The organism is Massilia sp. NP310, from assembly GCF_019443485.1.
Lineage (GTDB): Bacteria > Pseudomonadota > Gammaproteobacteria > Burkholderiales > Burkholderiaceae_D > Telluria > Telluria timonae.
On sequence record NZ_CP080379.1, the window covers coordinates 3667980 to 3691020 of the forward strand.

Genomic DNA, 23041 nt, shown 5'->3' on the forward strand with positions numbered 1-23041 from the left:
AGACGCTTACTTGGCGTCCTTCACTTCCTTGAAGTCGGCGTCGACCACGTCGTCGTCCTGCTTGGCCGACTGTTCGCCACCGGCCGCGCCGGCGCCCGCGCCCGCGGCGCCCGCGCCGCCAGCTTGCTGCGCCTGCATGTCGGCGTACATCTTCTCGCCCAGCGATTGCGCTGCGCTCGACAGGGCCGCGGTCTTGGCGTCGATGTCCGCCTTGTCGCCGCTCTTGATCGCGCCTTCCAGGTCGGTGATCGCCGCTTCGATCTTCTCTTTCTCGGCCGCGTCCAGCTTGTCGCCGTATTCGGTCAGCGACTTGCGGGTCGAGTGGACCAGCGCGTCGCCCTGGTTACGGGCTTCGGCCAGTTCCTTGACCTTCTTGTCTTCTTCGGCGTTCAGCTCGGCGTCCTTCACCATCTTCTGGATTTCTTCTTCCGACAGGCCCGAGTTGGCCTTGATGGTGATCTTGTTTTCCTTGCCGGTGGCCTTGTCTTTCGCGCCGACGTGCAGGATGCCGTTGGCGTCGATGTCGAAGGTCACTTCGATCTGCGGGGTGCCGCGTGCTGCCGGCGGGATGCCTTCCAGGTTGAACTCGCCCAGGCTCTTGTTGCCTTGCGCGATTTCGCGCTCGCCCTGATAAACCTTGATGGTCACGGCCGGCTGGTTGTCGTCGGCGGTCGAGAACACCTGCGAGAACTTGGTCGGGATCGTGGTGTTCTTGTGGATCATCTTGGTCATCACGCCGCCCAGGGTCTCGATGCCCAGCGACAGCGGGGTCACGTCCAGCAGCAGCAGGTCCTTGCGCTCGCCCGACAGGACCGAGCCCTGGATGGCGGCGCCGACGGCGACGGCTTCGTCCGGGTTCACGTCCTTGCGTGCATCCTTGCCGAAGAACTCCTTCACTTTCTCTTGCACCTTCGGCATGCGGGTCATGCCGCCGACCAGGATGATGTCGTCGATGTCCGAGACCTTGACGCCGGCATCCTTGATCGCGATGCGGCATGGCTCGATGGTCTTGGCGATCAGTTCCTCGACCAGCGATTCCAGCTTGGCGCGGGTGATCTTCAGGTTCAGGTGGACCGGCGCGCCGTTCGCCATGGCGATGTACGGCTCGTTGATCTCGGTCTGCTGCGACGACGACAGTTCGATCTTGGCGCGCTCGGCCGACGCCTTGATGCGCTGCAGGGCGATCGGGTCTTTCGACAGGTCGAGGCCGTTGATCTTCTTGAATTCGTCGATGATGTAGTCGATCACGCGCTGGTCGAAGTCTTCGCCGCCCAGGAAGGTGTCGCCGTTGGTCGACAGCACTTCGAACTGCTTCTCGCCGTCCACGTCGGCGATCTCGATGATCGAGACGTCGAAGGTGCCGCCGCCCAGGTCATACACGGCGATCTTGCGGTCGCCCTTGTCGGTCTTGTCCAGGCCGAATGCCAGTGCGGCCGCGGTCGGCTCGTTGATGATGCGCTTGACGTCCAGGCCGGCGATGCGGCCGGCGTCCTTGGTCGCCTGGCGCTGCGAGTCGTTGAAGTAGGCCGGCACGGTGATGACGGCTTCGGTGACTTCTTCGCCCAGGTAGTCCTCGGCGGTCTTCTTCATCTTGCGCAGGACTTCAGCCGAGATCTGCTGGGCTGCCAGTTTCTTGTCGCGCACGCCGACCCAGGCGTCGCCGTTGTCGGCCTTGACGATCTGGTATGGCATCAGCGAGATGTCTTTCTGCACTTCCTTCTCGTCGAACTTGCGGCCGATGAGGCGCTTGACGGCGAACAGGGTGTTCTTCGGGTTGGTGACGGCCTGGCGCTTGGCCGGCGCGCCGACGAGGATCTCGCCGTCTTCCTGGTAGGCGATGATCGACGGCGTGGTACGCGCGCCTTCGGCGTTCTCGATCACCTTCGGGGTACCGTTTTCCATGATGGCGACGCAGGAGTTGGTGGTGCCCAGGTCGATACCGATGATTTTGCCCATGATGTGTTCCTTTAGTATTTGTGAATTTCTGATGGATTCAATATTGGGAAGGGGCAGCGTGCTTTCAAGTGGCTCAGTTGACAGCGTCAGTTAGAACACACACAGATGCCGCTGCGGCTCCTTATTTCGGCGCTGCGGCGGTCACGATGGCCGGACGCAGCAGGCGGTCGGCGATCATATAGCCCTTCTGCAGCACGGTGACCACGGTATTGGCTTCCTGTTCCGACGGCACGACGGCCACGGCCTGGTGCTTGTTCGGGTCCAGCTTGTCGCCCGCCTGCGGCATCACTTCGACCAGGCGGTTCTTCTCGAACGCGGCGGTGAGCTGCTTGAGGGTCATTTCGACGCCTTCCTTGATCGACTCGACCGTCGGGGCTTCGACCTTGACGGCCATTTCCAGGCTGTCGCGCACCGGCACCATGGCCTCGGCGAAGCTTTCGATAGCGAATTTGTGGGCCTTGCTCACGTCTTCCTGGGCGCGGCGGCGGATATTGTCCGCTTCGGCCTTGGCGCGCATGAAGGCGTCATGCATCTCGGCCAGCTTGGCTTCGGTCGCGCTCAGTTGTTCTTCGAGGCCCGGTTCGGCCGATGGCGCGGCCGGAGCGGCGGTTTGTGCGGTCGCACCCTCAGTGGCGTCAGCGGCAGGCGCTTCGCCAGCTTGCTGGTCGAGCACCTCTTTGTTTTCTTGGTCTTGCATCGGAAAAACTCCTAGAATCAAGGACTTGGCTGAGTTAGAAACGTATCCGGATCGATACACAGCGCCCCAGATGGGGCGATCTCCTACAATTTCAAGGGGAATTGCAGAGATGGCATCTGAAAAACGGATAAATACGGCACCCAGCACCAACAACCTGGCATTTTAGCAGGTTGTCAATAAGCAAGCGCTTGCGGACGTCCGTAAAAACATGCCGGCGTGGCGCCGGCATGTGGAGGGTCAGGCGCCCAGGCGGGCCGCGTTCTGCGCGCCGCGCTCGGCGTCGAGGCGGCGTGCCTCGCGCTGGGCCGGGGTCTGGATCGTGGACCAGCCGATCAGGTGCTGCTCGGCGATCTCGGCCATGCCGTGGATCCAGGACGGCGAGGCGTTCAGGCAGGGGATGTAGTGGAATTGCTTGCCGCCATTGGCTTCGAAATCGTGCCGCACTTCCATCGAGATCTCTTCCAGCGTCTCGAGGCAGTCGCTGGTGAAGCCCGGGCACAGCACGTCGATGCGCTCGACGCCGTCACGCGCCAGCTGCTGCACGGTCGGCGCGGTGTACGGCTGCAGCCATTCGGCCTTGCCGAAGCGCGACTGGAAGGTGACCAGGTAGTCGTCCGGCCCGAGCCCGAGCGCGTCGGCCAGCAGGCGCCCGGTCTTCTGGCATTCGCAGAAGTACGGGTCGCCCAGCTCCAGGGTGCGCTTGGGCGTGCCGTGGAAGCTCATCACCAGCTTCTGGCCGCGGCCGTGGGCGTCCCAGTGGGCCTGGACGCTGTCGCGCAGCGCGTTGATATAGCCTTCATGGTCGTGGTAGTGCTTCACCAGGCGCAGCTCGGGCACATTGCGCACCTGGCCGTAATGCTTGAACACCGCGTCCCAGATCGAGGCGGTGGTGGTGCCGGAATATTGCGGGTAGGCGGGCAGCACGACGATGCGGTCGCACCCATCGGCCTTCAGTTGATCGAGCACGTCGGGCAGCGACGGCGTGCCGTAGCGCATGGCCATCGCCACCTTGACGTCTTCGTGGCCGCGTTCGGCCAGCAACGCCTGCAGTTTTGCGGCCTGCTGGGCGGTGTGGATGCGCAGGGGCGAGCCTTCGCGGGTCCAGATGGTGCGGTATTTGGCGGCCGACTGGCCGGAGCGGAACGGCAGGATGAACAGGTTCAGGATGAACCACCAGATGCGGCTGGGGATCTCGACCACGCGCGGATCGGACAGGAACTGCTTCAGGTAGCGGCGCACGCTGGAACGGGTGGGCTCGTCCGGCGTGCCGAGGTTGACCAGGACGATCGCGCTGCGCGACACGCTGCCGTGGATGTGAGGCGGTTCTTTACGGAATGGCATACATGAGGGATGTTGACAGGACCTGCCTATTATAAGTGCAGCCTGCCGACCCGGCAGGCGGCGCCCTCTTTTTGCGAGGGCGCCGCCACCGCCTTGCGTGGCGCTTGCGCCACGGACACGTCTTATGCCGCCAGAATCAAGTGTTCACGTGCAGGCGCACGTCGATATTGCCGCGGGTGGCGTTCGAGTACGGGCACACGATATGGGCCTTGTCGACCAGCTCTTGCAGCTGGGCCTGGTCCATGCCCGGGGCCTTGATGGTGAGGTCGACTTCGATGCCGAAGCCGGTCGGGATCTGGCCGATGCCGACGTCGCCGGTGATGGTCAGGTCTTGCGGCAGCGCGACCTTGGCCTGGCCGGCCACGAATTTGAGGGCACCCAGGAAGCAGGCCGAATAGCCGGCCGCGAACAGCTGCTCCGGATTCGTGCCCGGGCCGCCGCCACCGCCGAGTTCCTTCGGCGTGCTCAGTTTCAGGTCAAGAACGCCATCGGAACTTTTCGAGGTGCCTTCACGGCCGCCTTGCGAGGTGGCTTGGGCGCGGTACAGGACTTTTTCGATGCTCATGCGAATTCCTTCCATGGTTGGGGGTGGCGGACGATGCTGCGGCGCGAAGGCCGCAGGTCGAACGTCACTCTGCCACAGAATGAAGAAAGCGGCATGACATCGGAATGAAGAGCTGCTATCAAAGACGTGAGCAAATGTACTCAGCGTCCTCTTCCTGCCCCGAACCGTCCTGTTGACCGTGTTCGTATCTGACAGGCGTGACTTTCCCGCCTCCCGCCGATTAAATATCGGCAGCAGTGTCTGACGTCACCGCCAGACTCGCCACGGGTAGCGCCGTTCTCGCTGCAACAGCGATGGTGGCGGACCGTGCTTCATATGCCACAACTCGCTACTGACCGCACGCCATGCACATCCAACGTATTCAATCTCTATCGCTTGGTTTTCGCGACAAAGATGCGTCATGCGATGATGTGCTTCCTTGCCAGTATACGTAGCATCAGACACCGGTGATGGAGCTAGAGTTCTACTCCGTAGCCGAACCGCAGTGGTTCAGGAAGCGAGCAACTCCCGCGCATGCTTGCGCGTGGTTTCGGTGATCTCGATCCCGCCCAGCATGCGCGCCACCTCTTCCACCCGCGCGCGGCTGTCGAGCACGTCGATGCGCGACACGGTGCGGCCCTCGCCCGTCGTGCCCTTGGCCACCTGGAAATGCTGGTTGGCCTGGCTTGCCACCTGCGGCAAGTGGGTCACGCACAGCACTTGCCGCTGCTGGCCCAGGCGCTTCAGCAGGCGCCCCACCACTTCGGCCACGCCGCCGCCGATGCCGGTGTCGACCTCGTCGAAGATCAGGGTCGGCACCGTGGTCGCGTTCGAGGTGATCACCGAGATCGCCAGCGAGATGCGCGCCAGTTCGCCGCCCGAGGCCACCTTGGCCAGCGGACGCGGCGCCACGCCGGCGTGGCCGGCGACCAGGAATTCCACCTGTTCGAGGCCATGCGCGCCCGGCTCGCCGCTGTTCAGGCCGATGGCGAAGCTGCCGCCGCTCATGCTGAGCTCCTGCATCGCGGCCGTCACTTGCGCGCCCAGTTCGGCGGCGGCCTTGACGCGGCGCGCCGACAGGCGCCCGGCCACGTCCATGTAGACGGCCCTGGCCTTGTCTTCCTGCTTGCGCAAGCCCTCGATATCGGTGGCGTCGGCCAGCTGGCGCAGCTTGGCGCCGAGCGCCGCGTGTTCCTCGGGCAGTTCTTCGGGCGTCACGCGGTACTTGCGCGCGGCGCTGTGCAGGGCGTCCATGCGGGCATCGACGTCGCGCAGGCGCTCAGGGTCGAGCTCGACCTTGTCGATATAGTTGTTCAGCTCCGATACGGCCTCTTGCAGCTGGATGCGGGCCGGCTCCATGCAGTCGAGCACCGCCTGCAGCTGGGCGTCGACGTCGACCAGCTTGCCGAGCTTGGCATTGAGCGAGGACAGCTGCGACAGGATCGGATGCTCCGATTCCGAGATCGCGGCCAAGGCTTCCTGGGCGCCTTCGAGCAGGCTGGCGGCGTGCGACAGGCGGCTGTGCTCATTGCTGATCTCGACCCATTCGCCGGCCTTCGGCGCCAGCTTGTCGAGCTCGCTGACCTGCCACTCGAGGCGCTCGCGCTCGATCAGCACGTTCTTGGCATTGGCCTCGTATTCTTCGCGCTGGCGCACCAGCGCGCGCCAGGCGCGCCAGGCTTGCGACACCTCTTGCGCCTCGATGCGCGCCTGCGGATCGCGCACCGCGATCTGGTTGTCGAGCAGCGCGCGCTGGGCGTCCGGCTTGAGCAGCGATTGGTGGGCATGCTGGCCGTGGATGTCGACCAGCAGCTCGCCCAGGTCGCGCAGCTGGGCCGCGGTTGCCGCCACGCCATTGATATAGGCCTTGGAGCGGCCGGCGTTGTCGATCACGCGGCGCAGCAGCGCCCCGCCCTCCTCGACGCTGAATTCATGCTGCTCGAGCCAGCGCGACGCCGCCGCGGTCGGCGAAAAATCGGCCGTGATGTCGGCCTTGGCGGCGCCTTCGCGCACCATGCTGGCGTCGCCGCGTCCGCCCAGCGCCAGCTGCAGCGCATCGATCAGGATCGACTTGCCGGCGCCGGTCTCGCCGGTGAACACCGAAAAGCCGTTCGAGAACTCCAGTTCGATCGCGTCGACGATGACGAAGTCGCGGATGGTCAGTGTGCGCAGCATGAAAAATCGGGTCTCCGGTGATTGGCGATTCTGTGGCGAACAAGTCGGGCGGACAATTCCGGCGTCTTACTTGAGCCTGCCGTCGTTGGTGGGGTATTCGTTCCAGTGCAGCTTCTGGCGCAGCGTGTGGTAATAGCTCCAGTCGAGCGGATGCAGGAAGGTGATCGTGTGCGGTGAGCGCGAAATGACGATGCAGTCACCCAGTTGCAGGCTGGTGAAGGTCTGCATGTCGAAGTTCACGCTGATGTCGCGTCCGCTGACCAGTTCGACCACGATCTCGCTGGTATCCGGCACCACGATCGGCCGGTTCGACAGCGCATGCGGCGCGATCGGCACCAGCACCGTGCCGCCAAGGCTCGGATGCAGCAGCGGCCCGCCCGCCGACAGCGCGTAGGCCGTGGAGCCGGTGGGCGTGGACACGATCAGGCCATCCGAACGCTGGTTGTACATGAATTGACCGTCGACGGTCAGCTTGAGTTCGACCATGCCGGCGCCGGTGCCGCGCGCCACGACCACGTCGTTGACGGCCACGCTGCAGAAGATCTGCTCGCCGCCGCGCATGACGCGCGCCTCGAGCAGGGTGCGTTTCTCGGCGCGCGAGCGGCCTTGCAGGATCGCGCCGAGCGCCGGCAGCATGTCGTCGAGCGGAATGTCGGTGATGAAGCCGAGCCGGCCCAGGTTGATGCCGACCAGGGGAATGTCGTACTCGGCCAGCTGGCGCGCGATGCCGAGCATGGTGCCGTCGCCGCCGACCACGATCCCGATCTTCGCCTGCGCGCCGATCTCGGCCACGGTCATCGAATCGATGTTATCCAGTTGCAGGTGCGCCGCGGTATCGGCCTCGAACACCACGCGGTAGCCCGCCTCTTGCAGGAAATCGCGGATGCGGCCGACCGGCTCTTCGACGCCCGCCGTATTGTGCCGCACCACGAGCGCGATGATCTGTTGCGGTTGGGGCGAAGCGGGCATGACGGTCTCTGTGGTTAAGGTACGCTGGAGATTAACCGATAATCCCTGCGGCTGCCATACGGCGCTCGGCAATGACTGTATAGATGAACAGTATAGCTGGCGCCGCCCCTGCCCGGCAAGAGCATCCGGATTCAGCCCATCATTGCCATGACCATGACGGTCAATACGGCCGAGACCAGGGTCACGATGTGGGCGAAGATCAGTACGATCCAGCGCAGTATGGTGCCCACCCAGCCGCTCTCGTAGACGCGACGCATCGCCGCCGGAAGGTAGAACACCAGCCACAGTAGCAGCGCGAAGGTAATGAATTTCCAGGTTTCCGGCACCAGGATCATGACCGACAGCATCAGGAAGGCAAAAGCATTCACGTGGAGGGCGAACAGGAAATGCTCGCCGTAGCGGCGCCCGCTGCCAAGGTACAGGATCTTCAGATAGAGCGCGAACAGCGGCATCATGGCGAAGATCGCATAAGGCGTGTAGCTGAAAAACGCCTGTTTGATCACCGTCTTCTGCCCGGCCGGCGTCATCGCCAGAAAGCGCGCGATGCGATCGCGCAGCACGGGATGCAGGCCGCTGGCCCGCTTATTGAGCTGGCCCAGGACTCTTTCATATTCGGCGGCGTCTATCCCCACGACCGGGCCCAGCACAGTCTCCTTGGCACGTCCCTCCGCCACTGCGGCGGACAGGGCCGGCGGGGGTTCGTCGATGTTCGCCACCTCGACGCCACTGAACTTGAACACCGTAAAGAAAATGATGCTGAAGGTGAGGTAGAGGCGCAGCGGCTCCAGGTAGCGCACGCGGCGGCCCTCGATGTATTCGCAGGTCAGCAAACCCGGCTTGGCGATCAGCAGGGCCAGCGACTTCCACAGCTTGCCCTCCAGCGCCAGGTAGTGGGCGATGAACTCGTGCAGGAATTCGCGCGCGCTCGGCACGTGCAGGTGGGTGGCTTGCCCGCACTGCTGGCAGTAATTGCCTTGCGTAGTCGTACCGCAGTTCTTGCAGGCGATGCCGGCGTCGTGGATCAGGGTGTCGGTGCTCAAGGCGCGCCTTCCGTCAGTACGTTCACCTTCCCATCTTAGCCGTGTAATTGCAAAAAAGCATCATCAAATTACGAGGTTCAATTGCGCGACTCATTCACCGACAGGCAGTTACGATGATGATGACGAAAATGCAAAGGAGAGCACCATGGTGACCGAAACCAAGGACCGGTTCGTCAATACCAAGGAACCGATGAGCAACGATGGCGTCAAACGCCAGCCGCATGAACGCGACGAGACGCCGGACGGGCAAGACCAGGAACCGCGCGGCGTCATGAAGCAGGCGGCCAAGGACCTCGAGCAGGGCCTGGTCGATACCGATTCGCGCAACACGCCCGGCATTTCGGAGGCGGTCGATCCGGCCCCCGGCGCGACCGGCCAGGCCGCGCCGCAGCCCGACCGCCACCGCGACATGCGCGACCATGACGCCGAACCGGCGCCCGAAGACAACGACACGGAAAGGAAATAACAGATGACGATCAAACGCGATGGCAGCGCCGTCTGGAGCGGCGGCCTCAAGGACGGCAAGGGCCAGGTCTCGACCGGCAGCGGCGCGCTCAAGGACCAGCCCTACGGCTTCAATACCCGCTTCGAAGACGCGCCGGGCACCAATCCCGAAGAGCTGATCGGCGCGGCGCACGCGGGCTGCTTCACGATGGCGCTGTCGGGCCAGCTGGGCCAGGCCGGCTTGACCGCCGACGAGCTGCGCACCAAGGCGACGGTGTCGATGGAAAAGGTCGAGGGCGGCTTCTCGATCACGGCCGTGCACCTCGACCTGGTGGCCAAGATCCCGGGAGCCAGCCAGGAAGCCTTCGACAAGGCGGCCACCACGGCCAAGGAAAACTGCCCGGTGTCGAAGCTGCTGAATGCCAAGATCACGCTCGACGCCAGGCTCGAGAACTGATCCGGCGCGCCGCGGGCCGTCCTGCCTGCGGCGCCTCCGGCAAGGATGCCGTCGAACGCATAGAATGGCGGTTCTTCGAAACACATAGGGCAAGCCAAAATGCGCATCCTGCATACCATGTTGAGGGTCGGCGACCTGCAACGCTCCATCGACTTCTACACCAAGGTGCTGGGCATGAAACTGCTGCGCACCAGCGACAATCCTGAATACAAGTACAGCCTGGCCTTCCTCGGCTACGGCAGCAACCCGGACCACGCCGAGCTCGAACTGACCTATAACTGGGGCACCGACAGCTACGACATGGGCACGGCCTACGGCCACATCGCGATCTCGGCCGAAGACATCTACGCCACCTGCGACCAGGTGCGCGCAGCCGGCGGCAACATCACCCGCGAACCGGGCCCGGTCAAGGGCGGCACCACCGTGATCGCCTTCATCACCGATCCGGACGGCTACAAGGTCGAGCTGATCGAGCGCGCCGACAATGCCGGCGGTGGTGGGCTGAGCAACTAAGCGCTGACTGGATTTTCAGCAAGGATGGCGCGGCGCTTCCAGGCACCGCGCCATTTTTTTATCCCGATCTACCCGCTGCGCATATCCCACTTGCGGCTTGACGACCGTCATGCCTGCAGGCATCACCTGAAAGACCCGCTCTCTTAAGATCGACATTGCCGCCAATATGACGGAGTGCACAATGTCCATCCAGGCCTGCCCGCGCCAATGAGAGCCTTTCCTCCCCCCGCTTCGCTCGGCCTGTACGGCACGGGCCTGAGCCAGCACGCGCGGCTCCTCACCCTGGCCAGCAGCCAGCAAAGCGGCTTGCCGCAATCGCTGGTAGCGGAGCGCTTCGCGGGACGCGAGGCCACCAACGAACTGTTCCGCTTCGAAGTCGATGCGCTCAGCACCTCGACCGACCTCGACCTGTCTTCCTTCATCGGCGAAGAACTGAGCGTCGGCCTGCTGCAGCCGGACGGCGGCCGGCGCGCCTGGCATGGCCTGTGCACGCAAGCGTCCTGGCTGGGCGCCGATGGCGGCGTCGCCCGCTACCGCCTGGTGCTCGAACCGGCGCTGGCGCTGCTGACGCTGCGGCGCGATTGCTACCTGTTCCAGAACAAGACGGTGCGCGACATCGTCTGTGAATTACTGGCCGATTATCCACAGGTGGACGTCGCATTCGACGTGACGCAGGAACTGGCGCCACGGCCCGTTTGCACCCAGTACCGCGAAAGCGATTACGCATTCTTCGCGCGGCTGCTCGCATCCGAAGGTTTGAGCTGGCGCTTCGATCATTCCCCATTCGAGACAGTGGCCGGCGCCGACCACGGCCAGGCGCGGCACCGGCTGGTGATCTTCGACCGGCGGGCGCGGATTCCCCCAACGCCCGGCGGCGCGACGTTGCGCTTTCATGGCGTGCGTGCGACCGAGCGCGACGACGCGATCGACACCTTCCACGCGCGGCGCCGGGTAGCAGCCAACGGCGTCAGCATCAGCAGTTGGAACCCGGCCATCTTGCTGGCGCCGGCGGCAGAACTGAATTCGCACCTCGATGCCGGCGCCCTGCCCGCGCTCTCCATCCATGACGGCAGCGGCGAACGCATCGGCGGCGACACCGGCGCCGCGATGCGTGGCCACAGCGAGTTGATGCTGCTGGCGCTCGAGCTGGACAACAAGGTCTTCGAAGGCGCGGGCGCCGTGCGCCGGCTGGCGGCCGGACATGGCTTTAGCTTGACCCAGCACGACCGCTATCCGGCCGGCGCCAACGCCTTCACCGTGCTGTGGGTGCAACACGAGGCGCGCAACAACTTCGACACCGGCATCGCGGGCGCGGCGAAGCAGGTCGAGAGCGGCACCTACCGCAATACCTTCGCCTGCGTGCGCGACGTAGTGGCGCTGGTGCCGGCCGCGATCGCCGCGCCGCATCCCTGCACGAGCCTGGGTCCGCAGACCGCGCTGGTGGTCGGCTTGCCGAATGCGGTCGCCACCAGCACGCGCGACCATCAGGTAAAAGTCCAGTTCGCGTGGCAGCGTGGCGTCAACCCGAATCCCGGCGGCGTGGCGCACAACCTGGATGAACGGGGCAGCGCGCCGGGCAACGATGCTTCCGGCAGCTGGATACGGGTGGCCGAGGCGCTGGCCGGGCCGAACTGGGGCACTGTGTTCACGCCGCGCATCGGCACCGAGGTGCTGGTGGATTTTATTGAAGGAGACATCGACCGGCCGGTCATCGTGGCGCAGTTGCATAACGGGGTCGACCTGCCGCCCTTTCCGGCTGGCGTGGATTCGGGCGCAGATCACGCCGGCGTGCTGTCCGGGATTCATAGCCGGAACTTCGATGGCGGTGGGTTCAATCAGTGGCAGGTGGACGATACGCCCGGCCAGCTGCGCACGCGGCTGGCAAGCAGCAGCGCCGGCAGCGAACTCAATCTCGGCTATCTGATCGAGCAGCCACCCGGCACGTCACAACGTGGCCGTTATCGCGGCAGCGGCTTCGAGCTGCGCACCGATGCCTGGGCGGTCGTGCGCGGCGGTGAAGGCGTGCTGCTGTCGACCAGTGCGCGGCCGCAGCTCGGCAGCGGGATCACGTCGACGCAGATGGATGTGGCCGAGGCGGTGGCGCAGTTCAAGGCGGCGCAGTCGCTGGGCGACGCGCTGCAGGATGCGGCGGGCCAGTCGCAGGCGCTGTTTAGTAGCGAGGTGGCCAAGGCGCAGGAGGAATTCATCGCGCTGATCGATCCTCAGGCCAGGGGCAAGTACGACGGTGCGGTTGGGGGACAGACGGCGCTCAAGGCCAAGGCGGGGTCGCGCGAGCTCGATGGCGGGCAGCCAGTTGAAAAATTCGGGGCGGCGGTCGTGCTGATGGACTCGGCGGCCAGCATCAATTGGGCGACGCCGGCATCGACCGTGATCTATGCCGGCGGGCAGATGCAGTGGACGACGCAGTCGGATTTCCATATCGCTGCGGCGCATACGGTGTCGACCGTGGCCGGTGGCGCGGCCAGCCTGTTTTCGCATGCGGGTGGCATTCAGGCCATTGCGGCGAATGGACCGGTGTCGTTGCAGGCGCATACGGATCAGCTGGAGATTTTGGCGGACAAGGAAGTCACTGTGATGTCGGTGAATGACCGGATCGAGATCAAGGCGAAGGAAAAGATCGTGCTGCAGGCCGGGGAATCGGCGATCACGCTGGAAGGTGGGGATATTACCTTTGCCTGCCCTGGGAAGTTTTCGGTCAAGGGTGGCAAGCACCTCTTCGACAAGGGCGGTCGCAACACCGCCAATCTGCGCAATCTACCGGGGGAACTCAGCCCCGAGATGCAGCATTGGATTGCCTTGCACTACCTCGATCCCGAGATCGCCGAGGGCATTCCCGACGTCGACTACGAAATCCATTTTCAGGATGGACCAGTCGTCACAGGAACGCTCGACAAGGATGGCAAAGCCTTGCACGAAAACGTTGAGAACAAGGCGGTCAAGAAGGTCATTTACAAGCCGCGGAAACCTGACGATGAGGATCCTCACGATCCGTTGGAAGCATTGACTCGCTGAATTCTGCCCCATAACGCAGTGCCTGCCGGAGCGTAGCAATGGCCGAGATAAATCCTACCCAGTTGCGTAGTGCAGTTGCATGGAGTACCGGCACACCACAAGCAGAAGCGGAGGGTGACAAAAGTGCCTGGGAGTGGTTTTGGGAGGCGATTCAGGGAGACTTCAACGAGAACCGGTCCACCGGACAGATCGTGGCCGACGCCGCGATCTCGATGATTCCCCTGGTCGATCAGGTCTGCGATGTGCGGGACTTGGTCGCGAACTGCAAGAAGCTGCGCCAGGAGCCGGACGATACGTGGGCATGGGTTGCGCTGGCGCTGACGCTCATTGGGCTGTTTCCAGTTCTTGGGTCCCTGGTCAAGGGCGTGTTGAAGGTGTTCTTCTCGTATATACGACGGGGAGCAAGCAAGGGATTCTCGCTTGCCGTAGATGCCTCGATGACGTGCGTGGTGGCGCTGCTACGCCGCGAAACATGCCAGCACTATCTCCGTCGCCTCAAGGTCGACGACGTTTTCACGTGGCTCGCGAAGGAGATCAAGCAGGTCAAGGCCAAAACAAATCCGGACGCGCTATTGCGCGCGTTCGACAAAGGAGTGAACACGACACAAGCCCTTGTCGCCAAGGTCGAGCATATTCCTCGCGTGGGCGCGAAGGCAAAAGTGGCGCTCGATACGATCGTTTGGGTTCGTGCAAAAGCTGACGAAGGGTTGAGAAAAGCATGTGGACCAATTCAGGAGATACTCGATGCGATCATCATGCGACTGGGAAGAGAATCGCTAAGACGTCTTCATGGGATTGTGGATGTCAAGAATGTCCACTATCGAGGAGCAATTCCCGAAGCAGCAGCGGTGACCATGATGCGAACATCAAACCCAAAGCCGTCATGGTTGAGCGCAGGTCAGACTCTAAAGTTCCCTTCGCAACAAGCCGACTTAGAACGTTACCGCGTCGATAAAAAGGCAAAAGATGGTTGGCCTCCACTGACAGATGACAACATAGAATCCTTTCACAAGATGGCCAGCGTGTCCATTAAAGGGCCAGCACGGCTATTTCGGATTATATCTCCTAATAGTCGGGCAATGAGCGACTGTTGGATAAGCGAAAAAACCTTTAACGAGATTCAGAACTCGCCAGATCCAAAAGCTGCCTGGAGAAAGTTTCTGGCTGTATGGCCAGATTGGAACGGAAATGGTCAATTCGTAATCTACGACATCAAACCTGGCGAAACATTAAAAGCATGGCAAGGCCCAGCGGCTGGTCAGAAAAAGAAATCGCTACCAGACCAACATCTTGAGGGCGGAGGAGAGCAGATAGTCTTCAAAATCGACAGGACTGACCCAAGAAACGATACGACGAAATTCTACAAGAGAACAGGTAAAAATGGAGACGCTTTGAGCGAACCAATTGACCGATCAGCATTCGAAAAGATAGAAAAATCAGAAAAGGATAAATACGTGGAAATAAGGGAAGCCATCAATCACCCCAACATAAGCGGCCCATTTGATACAGGGTGGGATTATACTGATTTTGGAGGGAACGGCTTCGATCAAAGGATAGGCCTCCCCTCCTTACCTGGGCAAGTTACCAGAATCCAGCACTAAATCATCTTGATTAAGGACTGTTATGAGCCACGACCTTCCACTCACTGCATGGCAGAAAAAGCAAGCTGCGCTCCTATATTACTTCTCGTCGTTGAAATACTTGGAGGGACTTCGTGATCGCGTGAACCAGATAAAATCATTCGCCGAAGGAAAAATTAATCAAAGTCGTCTAGAAGGACGCGATCGTTTCTTACACAGCAAACAATGGGGTGACCGAGACACGACTGAGAATTGGTCAAATAATGCCTGGCAGTTTTTAGCTGATTTTCAACAGTCTATTGCTGAGGACATATCGGATCATTCATCAAACTCTTTCCATGTTACAGGCACTCATCAGTGCGCTCGAGGATTAAGTGAATATTCTATGCAATGGGCCACTATTGAAGAAGAAAAGCAATTTGACGCTATGTTTGCAGAGCTTTCAAATTATGCGCGCAACATAGATACGACAATGCAAAAAAGCTATCAGGTAAGTTGGTGGAGTGACTTCGGCCTTACAATGGCATGGGCGGAACATGCTTCGGAACTACAGATGATTCCAAAGTTCCAGGCGAGGCCAGAAATTATTTCAGACACGGACCAAATTCCACCACGAACTGGTGTATATATCGCTATCGATGATCCGAATGCATCGCTGCAATTTGCCTGGAATGGATCACGAGGTGGCAAAATTATTCCTAGCTCAACATTTAACGATTTAGGACTCGCAGCTTTGGCGGCTGTAGGGCGATCCAAGCTATGGGTCGATCAGGCAGCGATGCGTGATTTTGTTTGGGCAAATTTATCAAACCCAGACCTGGCGAGCGACGAATTCGCGAACAGTACATTGGATCTCGCATTAGCGCCGAGCGTGGTTGCACGGTATGCATTCATGGCGCGTCCAACCCGCTGGTGCTTTGTAGAAATTGTAGAGGGAGAATTTGAACGCGTAGAAGAAATCGAATCGTCCACACTCAATTCTAAAATGACGACCCAACGATTCTTCGCAGGTGAGAAGTGCCAGAACGCGGGTTACTACTTTACGCCAGCATACCTGGACTCGCGCCGTTGGTTCGCACATGGAGAGACATTTCCCGATACTCAGTCCTCTTACGGCAAATCAATCTGGCAATGGGATACGCGGCAAGATTGACAGACGGAGCAGCAGCCAGGATTCGACCGCCTCCAGCAAATTCCGCACACCGCTGCTACAATCCTTCCGCCTGCTGTTGAGCAGTGCATCACAATGTAATAGCGATCCAAGTAACAAGGCCAATTTTCCAAGATAGAACCATGACGAACTGCAGATCCTTACATTTTAGAGTTGGACGTTGCATTGCAGTTATTATGATGTTTCTTACTCATACTTCATCGATAGCATTGTCACGAGTAGGAACTGTTGGAATTACGGACCTGAACGGAATCCCCTGCTTTTCGATTCCAAATAATTCTGAAACCAGAAATGGCCTTCCACTTTATGGACTATTCATCAATGAACTACCAAGTGGCGAAGATCATGATAGTTTGCCGCACTCCATTTGGAGTTTTAGAGCAACTGACTACAATGCACTTCCAAAAATATTTCCTAAACATTGCATTCCTTTTGGGGAAAGTCCAAATGGGACAACGCAACGCACACTCGAATCGCTTCAGTTATTAAAGGTTTACTCTGTCTATTTACAAGCAAAACGTGAAGGATCAAGCAGGGATGGATACTCAGGAGAATTCTGTATAAAACCTGCTGGCTCGGGAAAGACTTTCGTGCAAGTGATCGATGTAGAATATAGCTTGGGAGATGCCCGGTTTGGAGATTGCAAAAAATAAACGTAACTCAAATTTATTCGACCCCATAGCGCTCTTCACTGACAACATAACTCTTACAATTCGAATCCAAGAGCGATTGCTCTGACTCTCACTTACGGCAACGAACAATGCGTTTTGTCCTGATTCTCCGCAGCTTACGATCAGATATTCGACGGTTCCCAACGCTAGAAATCGCGGAAGTTAGATCACGCATGCAGAACACGACCGCACTTTCTCTCGCATTCTTAATTTTGAGCGCTCTTCAGCAGAGTTAGTTCTTCACTGCTACAATCACCTCCGCCTGCCACTGAGCAGTGCACCACAATGTAATTACGTCTTCGGGGCGGGGTGCGATTCCCCACCGGCGGTATGACCTTCACGGGTCGAGCCCGCGAGCGCCTGCTCAACTCCCATTGAGCAGGGTCAGCAGACCTGGTGAGAAGCCAGGGCCGACGGTATAGTCCGGATGAAAGAAGATGTGCGCTGTCATGCGCCTGGTCACCCGCGCCTTCGCGGCTGAACAGGTGCGCGGTTTCGCTTTGCCCTGATGCGTTTTTCGCCAACCACTGCGAGGAGCGTTTCACATGTTAGTCCCTACCTACACCCTTCAAAGCAATGACCTCGAAGGTCGTATCGCCGCCGCCCTGGCCGCCATGCGCGCCGGCATCCCGGTCATCCTGCTCGACGACTTCGACCGCGAGAACGAGGCCGACCTGATCGTCGCCGCCGAAAAACTGAGCGTAGAAACCATGGCGCTGATGATCCGTGAATGCAGCGGCATCGTCTGCCTGTGCCTGTCCGACGAGAAGGTGCGCGCACTCGAACTGCCGCCGATGGCGCCGGAGAACGGCAGCCGCTACGGCACCCCGTTCACGGTCTCGATCGAAGCCCGCCATGGCGTGACCACCGGCGTCTCGGCCGCGGACCGCGTCTCCACCATCCAGGCCGCGATCGCGCGCAATGCGCAGCCGGACGACCTGGTGCGTCCCGGCCACGTGTTCCCGCTGCGCGCGACGCCGGGCGGCGTCCTGGCGCGCGCCGGCCATACCGAGGGCTCGGTCGACCTGGCCAGGCTGGCCGGCCTGCAGCCGGCCGCCGTGCTGTGCGAGCTGATGAACCCGGACGGCACCATGATGCGCGGCGAGCAGATCGAGCAGTTCGCCGAAGAGCGCGCCTTCCCGATCCTCACCATCGCCGAACTGATCCAGTGGCGCCGCGCACGGGCGCTGTAATTTAAAAAATGAAAAAACCCGGGTTGCCAGCACGCTGGCCACCCGGGCTGTTCAAACCTGCGCCCCCAAGGCGCAGGCTCGAAGATCACTCTCCCAACAAGCTGTTCACCGGCACCAGGTCCGCCTCGCGCAGCGATCCGGCCGCCGCCTTCAGGCGCAGGCCGTTGATGATCACGTCATAGCGCGCGCGCGACAGGTCGGTGCGGGTCTGGTACAGCTGGCGCTGGGCGTTCAGCACATCGATATTGATGCGCACGCCGACCTGGTAACCCAGCTTGTTCGACTCCAGCGCCGACTGGCTGGACACTTCCGCCGCTTCCAGCGCCTTGACCTGGGCCAGGCCGCTGTTCACGCCCAGGAAGGACTGGCGCGCCTGCAGCGCCGCGTTGCGGCGGGTCGCTTCCAGGTCGTTGCGGGCACGGTCTTCCAGGGCGATCGATTCGCGCACGCGGCTGGTGACGGCGAAGCCGCTGAAGATCGGCACGCTCCACTGCACGCCGATCGCATTGTTCTTGGTGTCGCCCGAGCTGCCGGTGCGGCCGTTGACGTCGCGGCGGGTCGAGCTCGCTACCAGGTCGACGGTCGGCAAGTGGCCGGCGCGGTTACGCGAGATGTCGCGCATGGCGATCTCGACCTGCAGCTGGCCGACGGTCACACCGTAGTTCTGGTTCTCGGCCGACGACACCCAGGGATCGACCGAGGACGGCTGCGGCACCGCCAGCGTCACGCCCGGCTTGAGCGGGGCCAGGTTGCCCGGCACGGCGCCGATGATCGTCTGCAGCGTGTTGCGCCTGTTGTCCAGCTCGTTGACGGCGGCGAATTCCTGCGCCAGCACCAGGTCGTACGCGGCCTGCGCTTCGTGGGTGTCGGTAATGGTCTGGGTGCCGACCTCGAAATTGCGCTTGGCCGACGCCAGCTGTTCGGTGGTCGCTTCCTTCTGGGCGCGGGTCGACTCGAGCGCATCCTGCGCCGCCAGCACGTCGAAATAGGCCGTGGCCACGCGTGTGATCAGGTCTTGCTGGGCCTGGGCGAACTGCGCCTCGGCGATCGCCTGCTGCAGCTTGCTCTGCTGGTAAGTCTGCCAGCGATCCCAACGGTACAACGGCTGCTGCAGCGACAGCGTGTATTCGTTGGTGCGCAGGTTCGAGCCGCTCGAATCGATGATGCCCGGCTGGCCGTTCGGCAAGGTGCCTACCTGGCCGATATTCCATGGATCGAACTCGTTGTCGTTCTTGCTGATTCCACCACTGAGACCCACGGTCGGCAGCAAGCCCGCACGCCCCTGGGTGATCCGCTCGCGGCCGGCGGCCAGCGAGGCGCGCGCGCTCGCATACGTCGCATCGTTGGCCAGCGCCTGCTGGTACACCTGGATCAGGTCGGCAGCATGGGCGTTAAGCGAGAAGCACGCGCTGGCAAGCAGCACGGCAAGTAGGGGTTTCTGCATTGCTATCTCCACAGGAGTCATCTAGTTGAGGATCAGGTCAATACTTCGGCATCGACGGATCGACCTGTACGGCCCAGGCGTGTACCCCGCCCGTTAAATTCGTTACGTTACTGAATCCATTGCGCTCGAGGAAAGCGGCCACGTTCATGCTGCGCGCGCCGTGGTGGCAAATGCACACCACTTCCCTGTCGTCGTCGATCTCGCTCACGCGGACCGGAATCAGGTGCATCGGGATCTGGGTCGAGCCTGCGATCCTGCAGGTCTCGAATTCCCAGTCCTCGCGCACGTCGAGCAGCAGCGGCTGCTCGCGCGCCGGGTCGGCCAGCCAGGCGGCCAACTCGGGTGCGGTAATCTGTCGCATCGCTCGCCCTCAGAAGGTGAAGCGCGACGGCGCTTCGGCGCCGGTCAGCGGCTTGGCCACGGTCTCGAACACCTTGACCGCATCGTGCGCCGTTTCCGAGGTGCGGGTGATCAGCTGGCAGCTCATCGCCGGCGCCTCGCCCAGGATGGCGATCATGCGGCCGCCCACCTTCAGCTGCTTGACCAGCGCTTCCGGCAGCACCGGCAGGCCGCCCGAGACCACGATCACGTCGAATTCGGCGCCCGCCGACCAGCCCTGGGCGCCGTTGCCTTCTTCCACGCTGACGTTGCCGACGCCGGCCTTGGCCAGGTTTTCCCTGGCCAGGGTGACGCTCTCCGGCTGGATCTCGACCGTGGTCACGTGGCGCGCCTTGTGCGCCAGCAGCGCGGCCATGTAGCCGGAACCGGTGCCGATCTCGAGCACGTTCTCATGTTTTTTCACCGCGATCTCTTGCACGATGCGCGCTTCGACCTTCGGATTGAACATCGTCTCGCCGCCCGGCAACGGGATCTCGACATCCGCGAACGCCAGGTTCTCGTAGGCCTTCGGCACGAATTGTTCGCGCTTGACCACGTGCAGCAGCGCCAGCACATCTTCATCCAGGACGTTCCACGGACGGATTTGCTGTTCGATCATGTTGAAGCGGGCTTGTTCGATATTCATTTCAATTCTCGGTGGAAAATAAATAATCCGATATTCTAATCGCTCAATGGCCTCTGGACGCACATCTTAACGATGCACGGCCGAGCCAGCGGAAAATTGCGACAGTCTGCAGTTTGAAGGGGATGAACGCCAGAAATCCGTCCCTGGCGTGATAGGCAAGTTACCTGGATGCGGGAAGCAGGCCGTGCAGGGTGATGTCGAGGAATGCTTCCAGGAAGGCCTCAGGCTGCAGGTCACAGCGATCGCAGGGGGCGATCGTATGCTTCCAGGTCGAGAGCATCAGCAGCGGTGCGATCAGTACCTGCGCCGTCTGCGACACGTCGATCGCGCGGAATTCGCCGCGGCGGATGCCGCGTTCGAGCATGTTCGAAATCATGCGCATGCCGCGCGCCATGACCTCTTCCTGGTAGAAGCGCGCCATTTCGGGAAAATTATCGGCTTCGGCAAGGATCAGCTTGCTGATGCCGGACGCCTTGGTCGCGCCGATGCGCACCCACCAGGACAGGATCACTTGACGCAGCAATTCGGCGCTATGGCCGTCGAACTCCGCCACCGAGGTCTCGGCATCGTCGATCATCGGCAGGATGGTCTGGCGGACGACGGCCTTGAACAGGTCTTCCTTGTTGGCGTAATACAGGTAGAGCGTTCCCTTCGACACGCCCGCGCGGCGGGCCACGTCTTCCAGGCGGGTAGAGGCGAAACCACGTTCGACGAACAGCTCGATCGCGGAAGCCAGGAGCTCTTTGGGACGCGCTTCCTTGCGACGTTCCCAGCGCGGCTTGCTGTCAACTTGGCAGTCCATATTCCCGCCCAGAAATTATCTAAGGAACAATCAATATAGAACGCGCTTGTTCGTACAGTCAAGCAACCGTTGTATATGCGAAACTATATTAGTCGAAATGTGGTAGTAACCGTAGATTCAACTGTTTTTATGAAGAGGTCGCCGTCCGCTTGCAGACGACCGGGGTATACTGGCGGGCTCCGTTCCAAGCACTTCCCGATGTCCATGTCCGCCTCTTTCCAGTGCCGGCCGCAATGTGGCGCCTGCTGCACCGCGCCTTCGATCACCAGTCCGATTCCGGGTATGCCGAACGGCAAGCCGGCCGGAGTGCGTTGCGTGCAATTGGGAGACGATGAGCGCTGCCGACTCTTTGGACAAGCCGAACGGCCGGCCTTCTGCGGCGGCCTGCAGCCGTCGCATGAAATGTGCGGCGATAATCGCCCGCAGGCGATCCGCTGGCTGAGCGAGCTGGAAGAAGCGACAGCGCCGTAGGAGCAGCGGCGAGCCGCCGACCCTACATCGCCGATTTGCCGCGCGCCTGTTGCACGCGCTGGAACAGCCCGCCCAGGGTCAAGCCGTCATGCCAGACCTCGTCCAGGCGCAGGCCATAGCGCTCGCGCAGGGCGCGCGCCAGCGGCTCGATGTCGGATGCGTCGGGCATCCAGCGTGCGGACCGGGCCGCGCGCACCACGCCCAGCACCTGGTCGTCGGGACGCAGGTGCAGCTTGTCGCTGTCGCCGAACGAGAAGGCGGCGCCGAACACCGACAGGAATTCGCGGATGTCTTTACGGGATGCGGATGGGAAGGAACTGCGCCAGACCCGGCCCTGGAAGGGTCGGTAGCGTAATGCGTTGGGCAACTGCCAGTCATGAAATGCCAGCCAGGACAGCGCGGCAAGGATGATGACTAATAATAGACTCATTGGGTGAGTGCAGGATTACTCATGGATTTAGTTTAGCACGCGATTTCACATTCGGTGCAAGCGCTTTTTTCATTCGCGCGCCTGTCCAGACGCCGGGCGGCTGCACATTGCCGTCCGTAAAATCGTCTGTACGGTTCAGTTAGCCCAACGGTGGCGGCCCGGCTCATGGTAAGCTTCGAGCCCGAGCCGGCCTGCCTGTGCGGCCCGTCCCCAGATCACTTCCACACCAATACAATTCATGGATATTGCGCTCGCCATCAAGGCGATCATCATGGGCCTGGTCGAGGGCTTCACCGAATTTCTTCCGATTTCTTCCACCGGTCACCTGATTCTTGCGGGCGAGTTGCTCAATTTCACAGGCGTCAGAGAAACGGTATTCAAGATCGTGATCCAGCTGGGCGCCGTGCTGGCCGTCGTCTGGGAGTACCGCGAGCGCGTCATGCGCCTGTTTTCCGGGCTGGGCTCGGATCCGCTCCAGCAGCGCTTCGCACGCAACGTCGCGATCGCCTTCCTGCCGGCCGCCGTCGCCGGCGTGCTGTTCAGCGCCACCATTACCGAACTCCTGTTCCACCCGGTGCCGGTGGCGATCGCCCTGGTCGTGGGCGGCGTCATCATCCTGTGGGTGGAACGGCGTCAGCGCCTGCGCAACGCGCCGGCGCGGGTCGAGAGCGTCGACGACATGACGGCGCTCGACGCCCTGAAGGTCGGCTTCGCCCAGTCCTTCGCCCTGATTCCCGGCACCAGCCGTTCGGGCTCGACCATCATCGGCGGCATGCTGTTCGGCCTGTCGCGCAAGGCGGCCACCGAGTTTTCGTTCTTCCTTGCCATGCCGACGATGCTCGGCGCTACGGTGTATTCTGTGGTCAAGGAACGCGAAGCACTGTCGATGGCCGACTTCCCGCTGTTCGGCCTCGGCTTCGTCTCGGCCTTCATCGCGGCCTTCCTGTGCGTGCGCTGGCTGCTGCGCTACATCAGCACGCACGACTTCACGATCTTCGCCTGGTACCGTATCGTATTCGGTATCCTGGTGCTGGTGACCGCTCACTTTGGCTTGGTCAACTGGTCGGAGTAAACTACCAGCCTTAC

General features: G+C 61.5%; 22 protein-coding genes and 1 riboswitch. Of the genes, 10 read left to right on the forward strand and 12 right to left on the reverse strand.

From position 1 onward, the window contains the following. Positions 1-6: 6 nt before the first annotated feature. The 7 genes from dnaK to KY496_RS16160 all read right to left on the reverse strand — a co-directional run bounded on the left by dnaK (position 7) and on the right by KY496_RS16160 (position 8722). The gene (gene dnaK, locus KY496_RS16130) at positions 7-1956 is read right to left on the reverse strand and encodes a molecular chaperone DnaK (protein WP_005664918.1); all 1950 of its coding nucleotides are present in this window, start codon (positions 1954-1956) and stop codon (positions 7-9) included. Between the two features lie 121 nt (positions 1957-2077). Then, positions 2078-2653, reverse strand: coding sequence for a nucleotide exchange factor GrpE (grpE, locus tag KY496_RS16135; protein ID WP_005664916.1), 576 nt, complete (start codon positions 2651-2653; stop codon positions 2078-2080). 237 nt (positions 2654-2890) lie between these two features. Next, positions 2891-3994 (reverse strand): ferrochelatase, encoded by a 1104-nt coding sequence (gene hemH / locus KY496_RS16140; RefSeq protein ID WP_219861512.1) that lies wholly within the window; start codon positions 3992-3994, stop codon positions 2891-2893. Positions 3995-4130: 136 nt separating this feature from the next. Continuing rightward, positions 4131-4559, reverse strand: coding sequence for an organic hydroperoxide resistance protein (locus KY496_RS16145; protein ID WP_005664912.1), 429 nt, complete (start codon positions 4557-4559; stop codon positions 4131-4133). 489 nt (positions 4560-5048) lie between these two features. Then, positions 5049-6713 (reverse strand): DNA repair protein RecN, encoded by a 1665-nt coding sequence (gene recN, locus KY496_RS16150; RefSeq protein WP_184236589.1) that lies wholly within the window; start codon positions 6711-6713, stop codon positions 5049-5051. A 66-nt stretch (positions 6714-6779) separates the two neighbouring features. Next, positions 6780-7682 (reverse strand): NAD kinase, encoded by a 903-nt coding sequence (locus tag KY496_RS16155; protein WP_219861514.1) that lies wholly within the window; start codon positions 7680-7682, stop codon positions 6780-6782. Between the two features lie 131 nt (positions 7683-7813). Beyond that, positions 7814-8722 (reverse strand): DUF3667 domain-containing protein, encoded by a 909-nt coding sequence (locus tag KY496_RS16160; RefSeq protein ID WP_219861516.1) that lies wholly within the window; start codon positions 8720-8722, stop codon positions 7814-7816. Positions 8723-8867: 145 nt separating this feature from the next. Between KY496_RS16160 and KY496_RS16165 the strand changes: the two genes are divergently transcribed. The 8 genes from KY496_RS16165 (at position 8868) to ribB (ending at position 17784) form a co-directional block, all read left to right on the forward strand. Further along, positions 8868-9188 (forward strand): hypothetical protein, encoded by a 321-nt coding sequence (locus tag KY496_RS16165; protein WP_005664905.1) that lies wholly within the window; start codon positions 8868-8870, stop codon positions 9186-9188. 3 nt (positions 9189-9191) lie between these two features. Then, positions 9192-9623: an OsmC family protein gene (locus KY496_RS16170; RefSeq protein WP_005664904.1), complete on the forward strand. Its 432-nt coding sequence runs from the start codon at positions 9192-9194 to the stop codon at positions 9621-9623. A gap of 99 nt (positions 9624-9722) precedes the next feature. Then, positions 9723-10136 carry a lactoylglutathione lyase gene (gene gloA / locus KY496_RS16175; protein ID WP_005664902.1) on the forward strand — a complete coding sequence of 138 codons (414 nt, stop codon included), beginning with the start codon at positions 9723-9725 and terminating at the stop codon, positions 10134-10136. A gap of 207 nt (positions 10137-10343) precedes the next feature. After that, entirely contained in the window at positions 10344-13169 is a 2826-nt protein-coding gene (locus KY496_RS16180; RefSeq protein WP_219861518.1) for a type VI secretion system Vgr family protein, read from the forward strand. 38 nt (positions 13170-13207) lie between these two features. Next, positions 13208-14770, forward strand: coding sequence for a hypothetical protein (locus tag KY496_RS16185; RefSeq protein WP_219861520.1), 1563 nt, complete (start codon positions 13208-13210; stop codon positions 14768-14770). Positions 14771-14792: 22 nt separating this feature from the next. Next, a complete protein-coding gene (locus KY496_RS16190; protein ID WP_219861522.1) occupies positions 14793-15902 on the forward strand; it encodes a hypothetical protein in 1110 nt (369 codons plus the stop codon). Positions 15903-16096: 194 nt separating this feature from the next. Beyond that, positions 16097-16573 carry a hypothetical protein gene (locus tag KY496_RS16195; protein ID WP_219861524.1) on the forward strand — a complete coding sequence of 159 codons (477 nt, stop codon included), beginning with the start codon at positions 16097-16099 and terminating at the stop codon, positions 16571-16573. A 309-nt stretch (positions 16574-16882) separates the two neighbouring features. Then, positions 16883-17034, forward strand: a riboswitch (FMN riboswitch). A gap of 102 nt (positions 17035-17136) precedes the next feature. Further along, positions 17137-17784 (forward strand): 3,4-dihydroxy-2-butanone-4-phosphate synthase, encoded by a 648-nt coding sequence (gene ribB, locus KY496_RS16200; RefSeq protein ID WP_071361223.1) that lies wholly within the window; start codon positions 17137-17139, stop codon positions 17782-17784. 85 nt (positions 17785-17869) lie between these two features. Here ribB and KY496_RS16205 read toward each other — a convergent pair whose 3' ends face one another. The 4 genes from KY496_RS16205 to KY496_RS16220 form a co-directional block, all read right to left on the reverse strand. Next, positions 17870-19228: a TolC family outer membrane protein gene (locus KY496_RS16205; RefSeq protein WP_219861526.1), complete on the reverse strand. Its 1359-nt coding sequence runs from the start codon at positions 19226-19228 to the stop codon at positions 17870-17872. Between the two features lie 37 nt (positions 19229-19265). Then, complete coding sequence (locus KY496_RS16210) at positions 19266-19589, reverse strand: rhodanese-like domain-containing protein (protein ID WP_005664887.1); 324 nt, start codon at positions 19587-19589, stop codon at positions 19266-19268. A 9-nt stretch (positions 19590-19598) separates the two neighbouring features. After that, positions 19599-20252, reverse strand: a complete 654-nt coding sequence (locus tag KY496_RS16215; RefSeq protein WP_184239904.1) for a protein-L-isoaspartate O-methyltransferase — start codon at positions 20250-20252, stop codon at positions 19599-19601. 160 nt (positions 20253-20412) lie between these two features. Then, complete coding sequence (locus KY496_RS16220; protein ID WP_219861528.1) at positions 20413-21054, reverse strand: TetR/AcrR family transcriptional regulator; 642 nt, start codon at positions 21052-21054, stop codon at positions 20413-20415. A gap of 198 nt (positions 21055-21252) precedes the next feature. On the opposite strand from KY496_RS16220, the gene KY496_RS16225 reads away from it, so the two are divergent. After that, positions 21253-21525, forward strand: coding sequence for a YkgJ family cysteine cluster protein (locus KY496_RS16225; protein ID WP_219861529.1), 273 nt, complete (start codon positions 21253-21255; stop codon positions 21523-21525). A 22-nt stretch (positions 21526-21547) separates the two neighbouring features. Here the strand turns inward: KY496_RS16225 and KY496_RS16230 are convergent, their stop codons facing one another. After that, positions 21548-21955 carry a hypothetical protein gene (locus KY496_RS16230; RefSeq protein ID WP_219861530.1) on the reverse strand — a complete coding sequence of 136 codons (408 nt, stop codon included), beginning with the start codon at positions 21953-21955 and terminating at the stop codon, positions 21548-21550. 238 nt (positions 21956-22193) lie between these two features. Between KY496_RS16230 and KY496_RS16235 the strand changes: the two genes are divergently transcribed. After that, the gene (locus KY496_RS16235; RefSeq protein WP_005664880.1) at positions 22194-23027 is read left to right on the forward strand and encodes an undecaprenyl-diphosphate phosphatase; all 834 of its coding nucleotides are present in this window, start codon (positions 22194-22196) and stop codon (positions 23025-23027) included. Positions 23028-23041 lie beyond the last annotated feature (14 nt).